The 13,171-nt window shown below is 62.1% G+C and carries 11 protein-coding genes; 3 read left to right on the top strand and 8 right to left on the bottom strand.

Features of this window, described 5'->3' with window-relative positions; all coding sequences use genetic code 11:
• Positions 1 to 41: 41 nt before the first annotated feature.
• The 3 genes from gltB to hemE all read left to right on the top strand — a co-directional run bounded on the left by gltB (position 42) and on the right by hemE (position 7,252).
• Positions 42 to 4,490 carry a glutamate synthase large subunit gene (gene gltB / locus ACQ4LH_RS05325; protein WP_430696258.1) on the top strand — a complete coding sequence of 1,483 codons (4,449 nt, stop codon included), beginning with the start codon at positions 42 to 44 and terminating at the stop codon, positions 4,488 to 4,490.
• Between the two features lie 34 nt (positions 4,491 to 4,524).
• Complete coding sequence (locus ACQ4LH_RS05320; protein ID WP_160012939.1) at positions 4,525 to 5,943, top strand: FAD-dependent oxidoreductase; 1,419 nt, start codon at positions 4,525 to 4,527, stop codon at positions 5,941 to 5,943.
• 241 nt (positions 5,944 to 6,184) lie between these two features.
• On the top strand, positions 6,185 to 7,252 hold the full coding sequence (gene hemE, locus ACQ4LH_RS05315; RefSeq protein ID WP_430696257.1) for a uroporphyrinogen decarboxylase: 1,068 nt from the start codon (positions 6,185 to 6,187) through the stop codon (positions 7,250 to 7,252).
• Between the two features lie 200 nt (positions 7,253 to 7,452).
• Here the strand turns inward: hemE and ACQ4LH_RS05310 are convergent, their stop codons facing one another.
• The 8 genes from ACQ4LH_RS05310 to ACQ4LH_RS05275 form a co-directional block, all read right to left on the bottom strand.
• Positions 7,453 to 7,782: a c-type cytochrome gene (locus ACQ4LH_RS05310; RefSeq protein WP_430696256.1), complete on the bottom strand. Its 330-nt coding sequence runs from the start codon at positions 7,780 to 7,782 to the stop codon at positions 7,453 to 7,455.
• Positions 7,772 to 8,215: an excinuclease gene (locus ACQ4LH_RS05305; protein ID WP_430696255.1), complete on the bottom strand. Its 444-nt coding sequence runs from the start codon at positions 8,213 to 8,215 to the stop codon at positions 7,772 to 7,774. Before ACQ4LH_RS05305 ends, ACQ4LH_RS05310 begins: the two co-directional genes overlap by 11 nt.
• A gap of 90 nt (positions 8,216 to 8,305) precedes the next feature.
• Positions 8,306 to 9,541 carry a beta-ketoacyl-ACP synthase gene (locus ACQ4LH_RS05300; protein WP_430696254.1) on the bottom strand — a complete coding sequence of 412 codons (1,236 nt, stop codon included), beginning with the start codon at positions 9,539 to 9,541 and terminating at the stop codon, positions 8,306 to 8,308.
• A complete protein-coding gene (gene fabG / locus ACQ4LH_RS05295) occupies positions 9,541 to 10,269 on the bottom strand; it encodes a 3-oxoacyl-ACP reductase FabG (RefSeq protein WP_430696253.1) in 729 nt (242 codons plus the stop codon). Before fabG ends, ACQ4LH_RS05300 begins: the two co-directional genes overlap by 1 nt.
• Positions 10,270 to 10,274: 5 nt before the next feature.
• Positions 10,275 to 10,730 (bottom strand): hotdog family protein, encoded by a 456-nt coding sequence (locus tag ACQ4LH_RS05290; RefSeq protein ID WP_430696252.1) that lies wholly within the window; start codon positions 10,728 to 10,730, stop codon positions 10,275 to 10,277.
• Positions 10,727 to 11,941 carry a beta-ketoacyl-[acyl-carrier-protein] synthase family protein gene (locus ACQ4LH_RS05285; protein WP_430696251.1) on the bottom strand — a complete coding sequence of 405 codons (1,215 nt, stop codon included), beginning with the start codon at positions 11,939 to 11,941 and terminating at the stop codon, positions 10,727 to 10,729. The genes ACQ4LH_RS05290 and ACQ4LH_RS05285 overlap by 4 nt, the downstream gene beginning before the upstream one ends.
• Positions 11,941 to 12,441: a hypothetical protein gene (locus ACQ4LH_RS05280; protein ID WP_430696250.1), complete on the bottom strand. Its 501-nt coding sequence runs from the start codon at positions 12,439 to 12,441 to the stop codon at positions 11,941 to 11,943. Before ACQ4LH_RS05280 ends, ACQ4LH_RS05285 begins: the two co-directional genes overlap by 1 nt.
• Positions 12,438 to 13,166 carry a class I SAM-dependent methyltransferase gene (locus tag ACQ4LH_RS05275; RefSeq protein ID WP_430696249.1) on the bottom strand — a complete coding sequence of 243 codons (729 nt, stop codon included), beginning with the start codon at positions 13,164 to 13,166 and terminating at the stop codon, positions 12,438 to 12,440. Before ACQ4LH_RS05275 ends, ACQ4LH_RS05280 begins: the two co-directional genes overlap by 4 nt.
• Between the last annotated feature and the right edge of the window lie 5 nt (positions 13,167 to 13,171).

Raw genomic sequence — 13,171 nt, 5'->3', positions numbered from 1 at the left:
AAAGTAATTGCCTTGTGATAGGCCGTCTGGTGAGAGTCCCTATGAAAGCAGGTTTGTACCGTCCTGATGAGTTCAAGGATAACTGCGGCTTCGGCCTTATCGCCCATATGCAGGGTGAGGCTAGCCATCACCTGCTGCAGACCGCGATTGAAGCCCTGACATGCATGACCCACCGTGGCGGGATCAACGCCGACGGTAAAACCGGTGACGGTTGCGGTCTGCTGATCCAGAAGCCTGATGCTTTCCTGCGGGCTATGGCCCAACAGCACTTTGCCGTCGAGCTGCCCAAGCAGTACGCCGTGGGCATGGTGTTCTTCAACCAGGACCCGGTGAAAGCCGAAGCTGCCCGCGAAAACATGAATCGCGAGATTCTCGCTGCCGGCCTGAGCCTGGTCGGCTGGCGTAAGGTGCCAATCGACACCAGCGTGCTCGGCCGTCTGGCGCTTGAGCGTCTGCCGCAGATCGAGCAGGTGTTTATCGGTGGCGAAAGTCTGTCCGATCAGGAATTTGCGATCAAGCTGTTCAGCGCCCGTCGTCGTTCCTCGGTGGCCAACGCCGCTGACAGCGATCACTACATTTGCAGCTTTTCGCACAAGACCATCATCTACAAAGGCCTGATGATGCCGGCCGATCTGCAGCAGTTCTACCCGGACCTGGGTGACGAGCGCCTGCAGACCGCCATTTGCGTATTCCACCAGCGCTTCTCCACCAACACCCTGCCGAAGTGGCCGCTGGCTCAGCCGTTCCGTTTCCTCGCGCACAACGGTGAAATCAACACCATCACCGGTAACCGCAACTGGGCGCAGGCCCGTCGCCTGAAGTTCGCCAACGACCAGATCTTCGATCTGGAAGAGCTCGGCCCGTTGGTCAACCGCGTGGGTTCCGACTCCTCGAGCATGGACAACATGCTCGAGCTGATGGTCACCGGCGGCATCGACCTGTTCCGTGGCGTGCGCATGATCATTCCGCCTGCGTGGCAGAACGTCGAAACCATGGACGCCGACCTGCGCGCGTTCTACGAATACAACTCCATGCACATGGAGCCCTGGGATGGTCCGGCCGGTGTAGTACTTACCGATGGCCGCCATGCCGTGTGCCTGCTCGACCGTAACGGTCTGCGTCCGGCGCGTTGGGTCACCACCAAGAACGGCTACATCACCTTGGCCTCGGAAATCGGCGTGTGGAACTACGCACCCGAGGACGTATTGGCCAAGGGTCGCGTTGGCCCTGGGCAGATCCTGGCGGTGGACACCGAAACCGGGCAGATCCTCGGCAGCGATGACATCGACAACCGTCTGAAGTCGCGTCATCCCTACAAGCAGTGGATGCGCAAGAGTGCCCAGCGCATTCAGGCGACCCTGGAAGACCGCGACCACGGTTCGGCGTTCTACGACGTCGACCAGCTCAAGCAGTACATGAAGATGTACCAGGTCACCTTCGAGGAGCGTGATCAGGTATTGCGTCCGCTGGGTGAACAAGGCCAGGAAGCAGTCGGCTCCATGGGCGATGACACGCCGATGGCCGTGCTCAGCCAGCGCGTGCGCTCGCCGTACGACTACTTCCGCCAGCAGTTCGCCCAGGTCACCAACCCGCCGATCGACCCGCTGCGTGAAGCCATCGTCATGTCGCTGGAGATCTGCCTCGGTGCCGAGCGCAATATCTTCGAAGAGTCGCCTGAGCACGCCGCACGGGTGATTCTCAGCAGCCCGGTGATCTCGCCGGCCAAGTGGCGCGCCTTGATGAACCTGGATCGCCCAGGTTTCGAGCGTCAGCTGATCGACATGAACTACGACGAGTCGATTGGCCTGGAAGCTGCTGTGCGCAACATGGCCGATCAGGCTGAAGAAGCGGTGCGTGCCGGTAAGGTGCTGCTGGTTCTGTCTGACCGCCACATTGCTCCAGGCAAGCTGCCGGCTCACGCCTCGCTGGTCACCGGTGCGATTCACCACCGCCTGACCGAAAAAGGTCTGCGTTGCGACTGCAACATCCTGGTCGAGACTGCGACTGCCCGCGATCCGCATCACTATGCGGTGCTGCTCGGCTTTGGCGCGTCGGCCGTTTACCCGTTCTTGGCTTACGAAGTGCTGGGCGACTTGATCCGCACTGGCGAAGTGCTGGGCGATCTGTATGAAGTGTTCAAGCACTACCGCAAAGGCATCTCCAAAGGCCTGCTGAAGATCCTGTCGAAGATGGGTATCTCCACTGTTGCTTCTTATCGTGGTGCGCAGCTGTTTGAAGCAGTCGGCCTGGCCGATGACGTTACCGAGCTGTGCTTCCGTGGTGTGGCCAGCCGCATCAAGGGCGCGCGCTTCGTCGATATCGAAAACGAGCAGAAGCTGCTCGCGGCCGAAGCCTGGAACGCGCGCAAGTCGATCCAGCAAGGCGGCCTGCTCAAGTTCGTTTACGGCGGCGAGTACCACGCCTACAACCCGGATGTGGTCAACACCCTGCAGGCGGCTGTGCAGCAGGGCAGCTACGAGAAATTCAAGGAATACACCACGCTGGTCGACACCCGTCCGGTGTCGATGCTGCGCGACCTGCTGAAACTGAAGCTGGCAGACCAGCCAATCGCACTGGATCAGGTTGAGCCGCTGGGCGAGATTCTCAAGCGTTTTGACTCGGCAGGTATCTCGCTGGGTGCATTGTCGCCTGAGGCGCACGAAGCCATTGCCGAGGCGATGAACCGTCTGGGCGCGCGCTCCAACTCCGGTGAGGGCGGTGAAGACCCGGCCCGTTACGGCACCGTGCGCAGCTCGAAGATCAAGCAGGTGGCAACCGGCCGTTTCGGTGTAACCCCGGAATATCTGGTCAACGCCGAAGTGCTGCAGATCAAGGTTGCTCAGGGCGCCAAGCCCGGTGAGGGCGGCCAGCTGCCGGGCGGCAAGGTCAACGGTCTGATCGCCAAACTGCGTTACGCAGTGCCGGGCGTGACCCTGATTTCGCCACCACCGCACCACGACATCTATTCCATTGAAGACTTGGCGCAGCTGATCTATGACCTCAAGCAGGTCAACCCGGCCGCGCTGGTGTCGGTCAAGCTGGTGGCGGAAGCCGGTGTCGGCACCATCGCCGCCGGTGTGGCCAAGGCTTACGCCGACCTGATCACCATCTCCGGTTACGACGGTGGCACCGGCGCATCGCCGCTGACCTCGATCAAGTACGCCGGTGCGCCGTGGGAACTCGGCCTGGCCGAAACCCACCAGACCCTGCGCGGTAACGACCTGCGCGGCAAGGTGCGGGTACAGACCGACGGCGGCCTGAAAACCGGCCTAGACGTGATCAAGGCGGCTATCCTCGGCGCCGAAAGCTTCGGCTTCGGTACTGCGCCGATGATCGCTCTGGGCTGTAAATACCTGCGCATCTGTCACCTGAACAACTGCGCCACCGGCGTGGCCACGCAGAACGACAAGCTGCGCAAGGATCACTTCATCGGCACCGTCGAAATGGTGATGAACTTCTTCACCTATGTCGCCGAAGAAACCCGTGAGTGGCTGGCCAAGCTGGGTGTTCGTAGCCTGGAAGAGTTGATCGGGCGTACCGATTTGCTGGAAATGCTGCCGGGCGAAACCGCCAAGCAGGGGCATCTGGACCTGACGCCGCTGCTCGGTAGCGACCACATTCCGGCCGACAAGCCGCAGTTCTGCCTGGTTGATCGCAACCCGCCGTTCGACGAAGGCCTGCTGGCCGAGAAGATGGTCGAGCTGGTCAAGCCGGCGATTGAGGCAGCCAGCGGTGCTGAGATTGATCTGGAAATCTGCAACTGTGACCGTTCCATCGGTGCCCGTGTCTCCGGCGAAATCGCCCGCAAACACGGTAACCAGGGCATGGCCAAGGCGCCGATCACCTTCCGCTTCAAGGGCACTGCGGGCCAGAGCTTCGGTGTGTGGAACGCCGGTGGTCTGAATCTGTACCTGGAAGGCGACGCCAACGACTACGTCGGCAAGGGCATGACCGGCGGCAAGCTGGTGATCACCCCGCCGAAAGGCAGCCCGTTCAAGACCCAGGACAGTGCCATCATCGGCAACACCTGTCTGTACGGCGCCACTGGCGGCAAGCTGTTCGCCGCCGGTACTGCGGGCGAGCGTTTCGCCGTGCGTAACTCCGGTGCGCACACTGTGGTTGAAGGCACGGGCGACCATTGCTGCGAATACATGACCGGCGGCTTTGTCTGCGTACTGGGCAAGACCGGCTACAACTTCGGTTCCGGCATGACCGGCGGTTTCGCCTACGTGCTCGATCTGGATAACAGCTTCTACGACCGCGTTAACCACGAGCTGGTGGAAATTCAGCGGATCAACAATGAGTCGATGGAGGCTTACCGTAGCCACCTGGAGCGCGTACTCGCCGAGTACGTCCAGGAAACATCGAGTGAGTGGGGCGCGACCCTGCTGGAAAACCTGGACGACTACCTGCGCAAGTTCTGGCTGGTCAAACCGAAGGCGGCAAGCCTGAAGTCGTTGCTCTCCAGCACACGTGCCAACCCGCAATAAGAATGCGCCTGAAGTGGTTTGATGAGGTATTGCAATGACTGAACGTCTGAATAACGACTTCCAGTTCATCGAAGTCGGGCGCAAAGACCCGAAGAAGAAACTGTTGCGTCAGCGTAAGAAAGAGTTCGTCGAGATCTACGACAACTTCAAGCCTGCGCAAGCGGCCGATCAGGCACACCGTTGCCTGGGCTGTGGTAATCCCTATTGCGAATGGAAGTGCCCAGTGCACAACTTCATTCCCAACTGGCTCAAGCTGGTGTCCGAGGGCAACATCCTCGCCGCCGCCGAACTTTCGCACCAGACCAATACCCTGCCGGAAGTCTGCGGCCGCGTGTGTCCGCAGGACCGTCTGTGCGAGGGTGCCTGCACCCTCAACGACGGTTTCGGTGCGGTGACCATCGGCTCGGTGGAGAAGTACATCACCGATACGGCGTTCGCCATGGGCTGGCGTCCGGACATGTCGCGCGTGGTGCCGACCGGCAAGCGCGTCGCCGTCATCGGTGCCGGCCCTGCTGGCCTTGGCTGCGCCGACGTACTGGTGCGCAACGGCGTGACCCCGGTGGTGTTCGACAAGAACCCGGAAATCGGTGGTCTGCTGACCTTCGGTATTCCCGAGTTCAAGCTGGAGAAGAGCGTGCTGAGCAATCGCCGCGAAGTCTTCACCGGCATGGGCGTCGAGTTCCGCTTGAACACCGAGATCGGCACAGACATCACCATGCAGCAACTGCTGGATGAGTACGATGCCGTGTTCATGGGTATGGGTACCTACACCTATATGAAGGGCGGCTTCCCTGGCGAAGACCTGCCGGGCGTTACCGATGCGCTGGATTTCCTGATCGCCAACGTCAACCGCAACCTCGGTTTCGAGAAGAACGCGGAAGATTTTATCGACATGAAAGGCAAGCGCATCGTTGTCCTCGGCGGCGGCGACACCGCGATGGACTGCAACCGCACCTCGATCCGTCAGGGCGCCAAGTCGGTCACCTGTGCCTATCGCCGCGACGAAGAAAACATGCCCGGCTCGCGCAAGGAAGTGAAAAACGCCAAGGAAGAAGGGGTGAAATTCCTTTTTAACCGTCAGCCCATCGCCATCGTCGGTGAAGACAAGGTTGAAGGCGTGAAAGTGGTCGAGACCCGTCTCGGCGAGCCGGATGCCCGTGGCCGCCGCAGCCCTGAGCCGATTCCCGGTTCCGAGGAAATCATCCCGGCGGAAGCCGTGCTGATCGCCTTCGGTTTCCGTCCAAGCCCGGCTGCCTGGTTCAGCGATTTCGAGATCGAAACCGACAGCCAAGGCCGTGTGGTCGCGCCGGAGCAGAGCCAGTTCAAGCACCAAACCAGCAACCCGAAGATCTTCGCCGGTGGCGATATGGTCCGCGGTTCTGATCTGGTAGTGACGGCGATCTTCGAGGGGCGTAATGCCGCCGAAGGTATCTTGGATTATCTCGGCGTCTAAGCGCCTGCGTGATTGGCTCGGCCCTTTGGCCCGAGGCAAATCGTCGCAATAGACAAAAGGCACGGCACTCGCCGTGCCTTTTGTTTTGCGCTCTGCGAAAATACCCGCACTTTTTCTGCGTCACGGTGCGCGGTGCGCCTGTGACCCAGGAGCCCGCCTGGAGGAGGGGGACGCCACTGGCCGACTCCCGCACAATCCTTCGTCGTGAAGCTTCCTTGCCGAATTTCCAGGAATCCTGCCGATGTCCGTCCTGAAGAACGACCGCTTCCTTCGTGCTCTGCTCAAGCAACCTGTCGACGTCACCCCTGTGTGGATGATGCGCCAGGCTGGTCGTTACCTGCCGGAGTACCGTGCCACCCGCGCCAAGGCCGGTGATTTTGTCAAGTTGATGAAGAACCCGGAACTGGCCTGCGAGGTCACCATCCAGCCGCTGGATCGTTACCCGCAGCTGGACGCGGCGATCCTCTTCTCCGACATCCTCACCATCCCCGACGCCATGGGCCAGGGTCTGTATTTCGAAACCGGTGAAGGCCCGCGCTTCAAGAAAGTCATCAGTTCGATGGCTGACATCGAGGCGCTGCCGATCCCCGATCCGGAAAATGACCTGGGTTATGTGATGGACGCCGTGCGCACCATTCGCCGTGAGTTGAACGGCCGCGTGCCGCTGATCGGCTTCACCGGCAGCCCCTGGACCCTGGCCACCTATATGGTCGAAGGCGGCTCAAGCAAGGACTTCCGCAAGTCCAAAGCCATGCTCTACGACAACCCGCAGGCCATGCACGCGCTGCTCGACAAGCTGGCGCAGTCGGTCACCGCCTACCTCAACGGGCAGATCAAGGCCGGTGCGCAGGCGGTGCAGATTTTCGATTCCTGGGGCGGTTCGCTGTCGGCAGCGGCTTATCAGGAGTTCTCTCTGGCCTATATGCAGAAGATCATCGATGGCCTGATCCGCGAGCACGACGGTCGCCGTGTGCCGGTGATTCTGTTCACCAAGGGCGGCGGCCTATGGCTGGAGTCGATGGCCGACAGCGGCGCCGAAGCCCTGGGCCTGGACTGGACCTGCGATATCGGCAGCGCCCGCGCCCGCGTCGGCAACAAGGTGGCGCTGCAGGGCAACATGGACCCGAGCGTGCTGTACGCCAACCCGGCGGCGATCCGCGCTGAAGTGGGGCGTATTCTCGCCGCTTATGGTCATGGCAGCGGCCAGGTGTTCAACCTCGGCCACGGCATCACCCCGGAAGTCGACCCTGAACATGCTCGCGCCTTCTTCGAAGCGGTGCATGAGCTGTCTGGGCAGTACCACAACTAGAACCGGTCTCGGATCTGCTGCGCGTCGGCGATACTGCGTTAAAAACAGGCTCGGAATGCTCATTTACAGCAGTAAACTCCGCTTCCTCGCCTGTTTTTGCCTTGTCTTGCTCTAGCTCGCGAGATCCGAAACAGGTTCTCAGACAAACTCTGCACAAAACAAAGGCCGCTAATGCGGCCTTTGTTTTATCTGCGTGCTGTTCAGGGCTTACGCAAATCGCGTACGGCATTTAGCAGCGCCAGCTGTTCGGCTTCGCTGAGTTTGTCGGCGTAGCCGGGCATGGCACCGGGACCGTCCTGAATGGCTTCGAGGATGTCGCTGTCGCTGTTGTTGTCCTGCCACTTGGCTTTGCTCAGGTTCTGCGCAAAGTACAGCCAGCCGCGCATGGTGTTGGCGCGGCCGTCTTCGGCGTGGCATTTGGCGCAGTGCTCACGGTACAGCTGCTGGCCATCCACTTCTGCAAGCGCGGGCAGGCTGCCGAGCAGGGTTAGTGCGCCTAGCAGGCCGAGCAGCGCCGGCTTATTTGACATTGGCCAGGTTTCCCTTGAGTGCTACGCCCGCCATGATCGCGCCGGCGTGGCATTCGTACTTCTGGCTGTCCTTGTACTCGACGTTCTTGTAGTTGCTGGCCAGGTCGACCACGGCGTTGGCACCGGCGGCCTTGGCAGCGTTCTGGAAGCGGATCAGCGCGGATTGCAGAGCCCAGCTGCAGGCGGCTTCGTCAGTCTTGTTGAAGGCGTTGGTTTTCTGGCTGGTGGTTACGCCGGATTTAACCACGCTGACCGCGCCGGCCGGCTTGTTGCCCGCCAGGTAGAACTTCACGCTGCCGTCGAGGCGGCCGGCATTCAGGGCTTCCTGCACAACCGCGTCGAACGGCAGAAAGTGGGTGGTGTCACGGGCCTGGCTAACGGCCGGGAACAGGCTGATGCAGGCTGCTGCGAGAATCCAGGATTTGGCGTTCATGAGTTGCTCCTTGTTATGAGGCTTTTCTGGGAACTGCTTGTGGGTTGCGCAAAGGTGTTACTGCCGCAGCAAGTGTAATCCAGCTGCTTTCTAGCTCCAGCGTTTGAAGATCAGCGACGTATTCACTCCGCCAAAGGCGAAGTTGTTGTTCATCACGTACTGGTGACTCATCTGACGGAATTCACCGCGCAGGTAGTCCAGTTCGCCGCAGGCCGGGTCGATATTTTCCAGGTTCAGGGTCGGCACATAGCTGTCCGCGTTCATCATTTCGATGCTGAACCAGGACTCCAGCGCTCCACAAGCCCCCAGGGTGTGGCCGAAGTAGCTCTTCTGCGAGCTGATCGGCATCTGGCTGCCGAACAGTTCCTGAGTGGCCTGGGTTTCCGCGACGTCGCCCTGGTCGGTGGCGGTGCCGTGGCCGTTGACATAGCCGATGGCGGAGGGCTGTAAACCGGCATCCTGCAGCGCCAGCTCCATTGCCCCGCGCATGGTCGCCTGCACCGGTTTGGTGGCGTGCTGGCCGTCGGAATTGCAGCCAAAGCCGACGATTTCGGCATGGATGGTCGCGCCACGGGCCAGGGCGTGTTCCAGCGCTTCCAGAACCAGAATGCCGGCGCCTTCGCCGATTACCAGGCCGTCACGGCCGCTGTCGTAGGGGCGCGGCGAAGTGTGCGGGGCATCGTTTTTCAGGCTGGTGGCGTACAGCGCATCGAAGACCATGGCTTCGGTCGGGCACAGCTCCTCGGCGCCACCGGCGAGCATCATCGGCAGGCGGCCGAACTTGATCGCTTCATAGGCATAGCCGATGCCCTGGCTGCCGCTGGTGCAGGCGCTGGAGGTGGGGATCAGGCGGCCTTTGAGGCCGAAGAAGATGCTGATATTGGCCGCCGTGGTGTGCGGCATCATGCGGATATAGGAGTTGGCGTTGAGGCCATCGGCCACCGAATTCAGCAGCATATTGCCGAACGCCTTGATCTCGTCGGTGCTACCGGTGGAGGAGCCGCAGGCCACACCCATGCGGCCATCCTGAATGCACGGGTCGCCGAGCAGGCCGGCATGTTCCAGTGCGCGTTCGGCGGCGTACACCACGAGTTTCGAGACCCGGCCCATGCTGCGCGTCTGCTTGCGGTTCCAGTGTTTGGGTTGCACGAAGTCATCCACAGGGCCGCCGAGGCGGGTGTTCAGCTCGCTGAATCTGTCCCACTCGTGCATATAGCGGATACCGCTCTTGCCGGCCTTGAAGTTCGCTTCAATCGTAGGCCAGTCGCTGCCCAGCGAGGTCACGCCGGCCATGCCGGTGACTACAACCCGTTTGCATCCGTTCATCAGCACAACCCACCGTTCACCGCGAGGACCTGGCGGGTAATGTAGGCCGCCTCCTCGGACATCAGAAAATTCACCGCACCGGCCACTTCTTCCGGGGTGCCCATGCGCTGCGCCGGGACCATCTTGAGGATTTCCTCGATAGGCACATCGGCATCAAGGATCTCGGTGTCGATCAGCCCTGGCGCCACGCAGTTGACCGTGATCTTGCGCTTGCCCAGCTCAATCGCCAAGGCCTTGGCCGCGCCGATAATGCCGGCCTTGGAGGCGCTGTAGTTGACCTGGCCGCGGTTACCGATCAGCCCGGACACCGAGGTGATGCAGACGATGCGCCCGGCCTTGCGCCGCCGCACCATGGGCATGGTCAGCGGGTGCAGGACGTTATAAAAACCGTCCAGATTGGTGCGCATGACGATGTCCCAGTCCTCCTCGCTCAGCGCCGGGAAGGCGCCGTCGCGGGTCAACCCTGCATTACACACCACCCCGTAATAGGCACCGTGCTGCTCGACATCGGCCTCCAGCGCCGCGCGGCAGGCGGCGCGGTCGGAGACGTCGAATTGCAGGATGCGCGCCTGTTGGCCCAGCTCAAGGATCTGCGCCTGCACCACTTCTGCTTCCTCACGGCGGGCGCGGCAGTGCAGCACGATGTCATAGCCGCCCTTGGCCAGACGCAGGGCAATCGCCCTGCCGATGCCACGGCTGGAGCCGGTGACCAGAATGGTTTCGCTCATGGCTGTTATTCCTGAAAGTCTTCTTGAAGATAGCTGGCCACCTGGGGTGGACGGAATACGTTAAGGCGGGCCAGGGCCTCGATGCCGGGACCGCGCAGCTGGCATTCGAACACGCCCATGCCGTTGTCATCCTGCAGCGAGCGGCTGGCATGGATATGCAGTTCGGCTCCGGCCGGGAAGCGCTCGACATTACATTCGTACTTGCGTGTGCCGAGCAGAAAGCCCAGCTCCACTGGCTCGCCGCGTAGGCGCGCCTGGCAGCCAGCGTAGGCGGCGACGCTCTGCGCCATCAGCTCGATGCCAACCCAGGCCGGCAGGCTGCCGTCCTCCAGGTTAAACAGGCCGCCGTTGCGGATGGTCAGCTGGGTTTCGATGTCCTCATCGCCAAAGCGCAGCACCTGGTCGATCAGGATCATGTCGCCGGCGTGGGGAATCAGTTCGGCGATTGGCCATTGGCTCATGAGTGCTCTCCTGGCGCTTCACCGAGAAGCAGGCTGATATTGTTGCCGCCAAAGGCGAAGGAGTTGCTCATCAGCCGGCGTGGGCGGGTGTTGCTCAGGCGGGTTCTGGGCTGTACCAGATTCAGTGCTGGCAAGGCCGGGTCAGCCTGGCCGTCCCACAGGTGCGGGGGTAGCAGCTGCTCTGGGTTGTATTCGCTTAATGTCAGCCAGCAGAAGGCCGCTTCCAGCGCACCGGCTGCGCCGAGTGTATGACCGACCATGGGCTTGCTGGAGGAGCAGGCCACGCCACTTGGGAAGATTGCCTGCACCGCCTGACTTTCCATGGCGTCGTTGTGGGTGGTGGCGGTGCCATGCAGGTTCAGATAGTCGACCTGATCAGCGCTGATCCCGGCTGCAGCCAGGGCTTTGCGCATCGCCGCCTGGGCACCAAGGCCGTCGGGTTGCGGTGCGGAAATATGGTGGGCGTCCGAGCAGGCGCCGCCGCCAAGTAGGGTGATTGGTACACCACTGCGGGGGCCTGGCTCTCTGGTCAGAAGAAAGAGCGCCGCAGCCTCGCCGATATTGATGCCGTGGCGATTCACGGAAAACGGGTTGCAGCGCTCGGCCGAGACCGCTTCCAGGGCGGAAAAACCATTCAGGGTCAGGCGACACAGGCTGTCCACGCCGCCGCAGATCACTGCATCGCACACGCCTAGGTTAAGCAGGCGCTGAGCGCTAAGCAGCGCCCGTGCGCCCGAGGTACAGGCGGTGGAAATGCTGAAGCACGGCCCGCTCAGGCCCAGCCAGTCATTGAGGAAGTTCGCCGGTTCAGCCAGCTCCTGTTGCGCATAGTGATAATGCGCCGGCAACTCGCCCTCTTTGAGATAGGTGGCAATGCTCTGGCTGGCTTCTTCGATGCCCGAGGTGCTGGTGCCGAGTACCACGGCGATACGCTCGGCGCCGAAACGGCTGATGGCGGCGCGCAGTTCTGGCTCGATCTCCAGCGCGGCCGCCAGCAACAGCTGGTTATTGCGGCTCGGCGGATGGCCCGGCAGCTCGGGTAAATCAGGCAGGCTGCCCGGCACGGCACCGACGGTCAGCGCGCGCTCGGCCACCCAGCCGGTTTGCGCCTGCATGCCGCTGCTATCGCCGGCAAACAGCGCTGTCGCCACCGCCTGCTTGCCTTGGCCGAGGGCGCAGTTAAGGCCCAGTGCGTTGAGGTAGACCGGCATCAGGGAATCTCTTCGTCGGCGAGGGCATAGACCCGGTAACTCAGTATCTGGCCCTGGCTCAGGGTGAAATCCAGCGGCGCGTGGTAGTCGATCAGCCAGTGCGGATTAAGCCGGCGCTGACCGTCGGCCAGTTGCTGCCAGGTGTCCGGCGCATAGCTGGCGGGCAGCTTGTCGATCGGGGTGAGGGCGAACAGCAGGGCGGCGAACAGTTCCTGCGCCTCGCTATTGGGCGGCAGCAGGCCATCGGCGCGCCACTGGCCATTCTCCAGCAGCTGCCGCGCCAGGGGCACGCCGAGTGGATCGAACAGCGACCAGCGTAGCGCCGATTGTTCGGCCTGCACCACCAGCCACCAGGTCTGCTGATCGTCGCCTTGCTGGCGTTCGACGCGCAGCGCGGCGGGCAGTGGCGCACCAAAGGTCGGTGCGCTGAGCGGCAGCGGGGTGCGCGCGGCGCAGGCGCTGAGTAGCAGGCCGAGGCCGAGCAGGACGAGGCGTCTCATGCCGGAGTTGCCTCCAGCGGCTTGCGCGCCACCACATTGACCAGGGTTTCATTACGTTGGCCGACCGGCTTGGGCTTTAGCAGCCCCCAACGCTCCAGCAGGCCGAAGTCCTTGGAGCGGCTCCACCATAGATAGGGGTAGGAGACATTCTGGGTTTCGAACTCGAAGCCCTGGCCGCGCAACATCTGCAGATAACCTTCGGCGCTTTTCTGCACATGCATGGGGTGGCGGAACAGCCAGCGGATCACCCAGGTATCGATATAGAACTGGGTCGACTCGGCGAACAGCAAGCGACCACCCGGCTTGAGCACGCGCCAGAACTCGGCGAGGGCCTGTTCCTGCTCAACCAGGTGGTGGAAGGTCTGGTGACAGAACAGCAGGTCGACGCTGGCATCCGGTAGCTCGATGGCCGCGCAGTCGCTGGCGATCAATTGCACATCCAGGCCCAGGCGCTCCGCCTCCGCACGCGAGCAGTCAAGGCTGTGCGGGTCGGCATCCAGACCGATTATCCGCGCAGGCGCAAACGCCTCGGCGAGCAGGCCGAAGGACTTGCCCTGGCCGCAGCCGGCATCCAGCAGCACTGGCGCTTCTGGCAACGGGCCGGCGAACAGGCCGCGCAGGTCATTGATCGCCACGCGCAGCACATGGTGCTGCCAGACGTGGCTCTGCAAGAACCAGAAGCCGAAGCGGGTTTCCTCGACGTAGGTGGCGGCCGGGTTGCTCATAAATA

The sequence above is a fragment of the Pseudomonas peli genome, from assembly GCF_050563605.1.
In the GTDB taxonomy this organism is placed as follows: domain Bacteria; phylum Pseudomonadota; class Gammaproteobacteria; order Pseudomonadales; family Pseudomonadaceae; genus Aquipseudomonas; species Aquipseudomonas peli_A.
The sequence above is the reverse complement of the archived record's forward strand: the minus strand, read 5'-3'. Positions and strand labels throughout refer to the sequence as shown.

Excerpts from the sequence above, each read along its gene's own strand:
- ACQ4LH_RS05285 (WP_430696251.1), bottom strand. The coding sequence starts at position 11,941 with ATGCCGGTCTACCTCAACGCACTGGGCCTTAACTGCGCCCTCGGCCAA.
- gltB (WP_430696258.1), top strand. The coding sequence starts at position 42 with ATGAAAGCAGGTTTGTACCGTCCTGATGAGTTCAAGGATAACTGCGGC.
- ACQ4LH_RS05310 (WP_430696256.1), bottom strand. The coding sequence starts at position 7,782 with ATGTCAAATAAGCCGGCGCTGCTCGGCCTGCTAGGCGCACTAACCCTG.
- ACQ4LH_RS05275 (WP_430696249.1), bottom strand. The coding sequence starts at position 13,166 with ATGAGCAACCCGGCCGCCACCTACGTCGAGGAAACCCGCTTCGGCTTC.
- ACQ4LH_RS05290 (WP_430696252.1), bottom strand. The coding sequence starts at position 10,730 with ATGAGCCAATGGCCAATCGCCGAACTGATTCCCCACGCCGGCGACATG.
- ACQ4LH_RS05305 (WP_430696255.1), bottom strand. The coding sequence starts at position 8,215 with ATGAACGCCAAATCCTGGATTCTCGCAGCAGCCTGCATCAGCCTGTTC.
- ACQ4LH_RS05320 (WP_160012939.1), top strand. The coding sequence starts at position 4,525 with ATGACTGAACGTCTGAATAACGACTTCCAGTTCATCGAAGTCGGGCGC.
- fabG (WP_430696253.1), bottom strand. The coding sequence starts at position 10,269 with ATGAGCGAAACCATTCTGGTCACCGGCTCCAGCCGTGGCATCGGCAGG.
- hemE (WP_430696257.1), top strand. The coding sequence starts at position 6,185 with ATGTCCGTCCTGAAGAACGACCGCTTCCTTCGTGCTCTGCTCAAGCAA.
- ACQ4LH_RS05280 (WP_430696250.1), bottom strand. The coding sequence starts at position 12,441 with ATGAGACGCCTCGTCCTGCTCGGCCTCGGCCTGCTACTCAGCGCCTGC.
- ACQ4LH_RS05300 (WP_430696254.1), bottom strand. The coding sequence starts at position 9,541 with ATGAACGGATGCAAACGGGTTGTAGTCACCGGCATGGCCGGCGTGACC.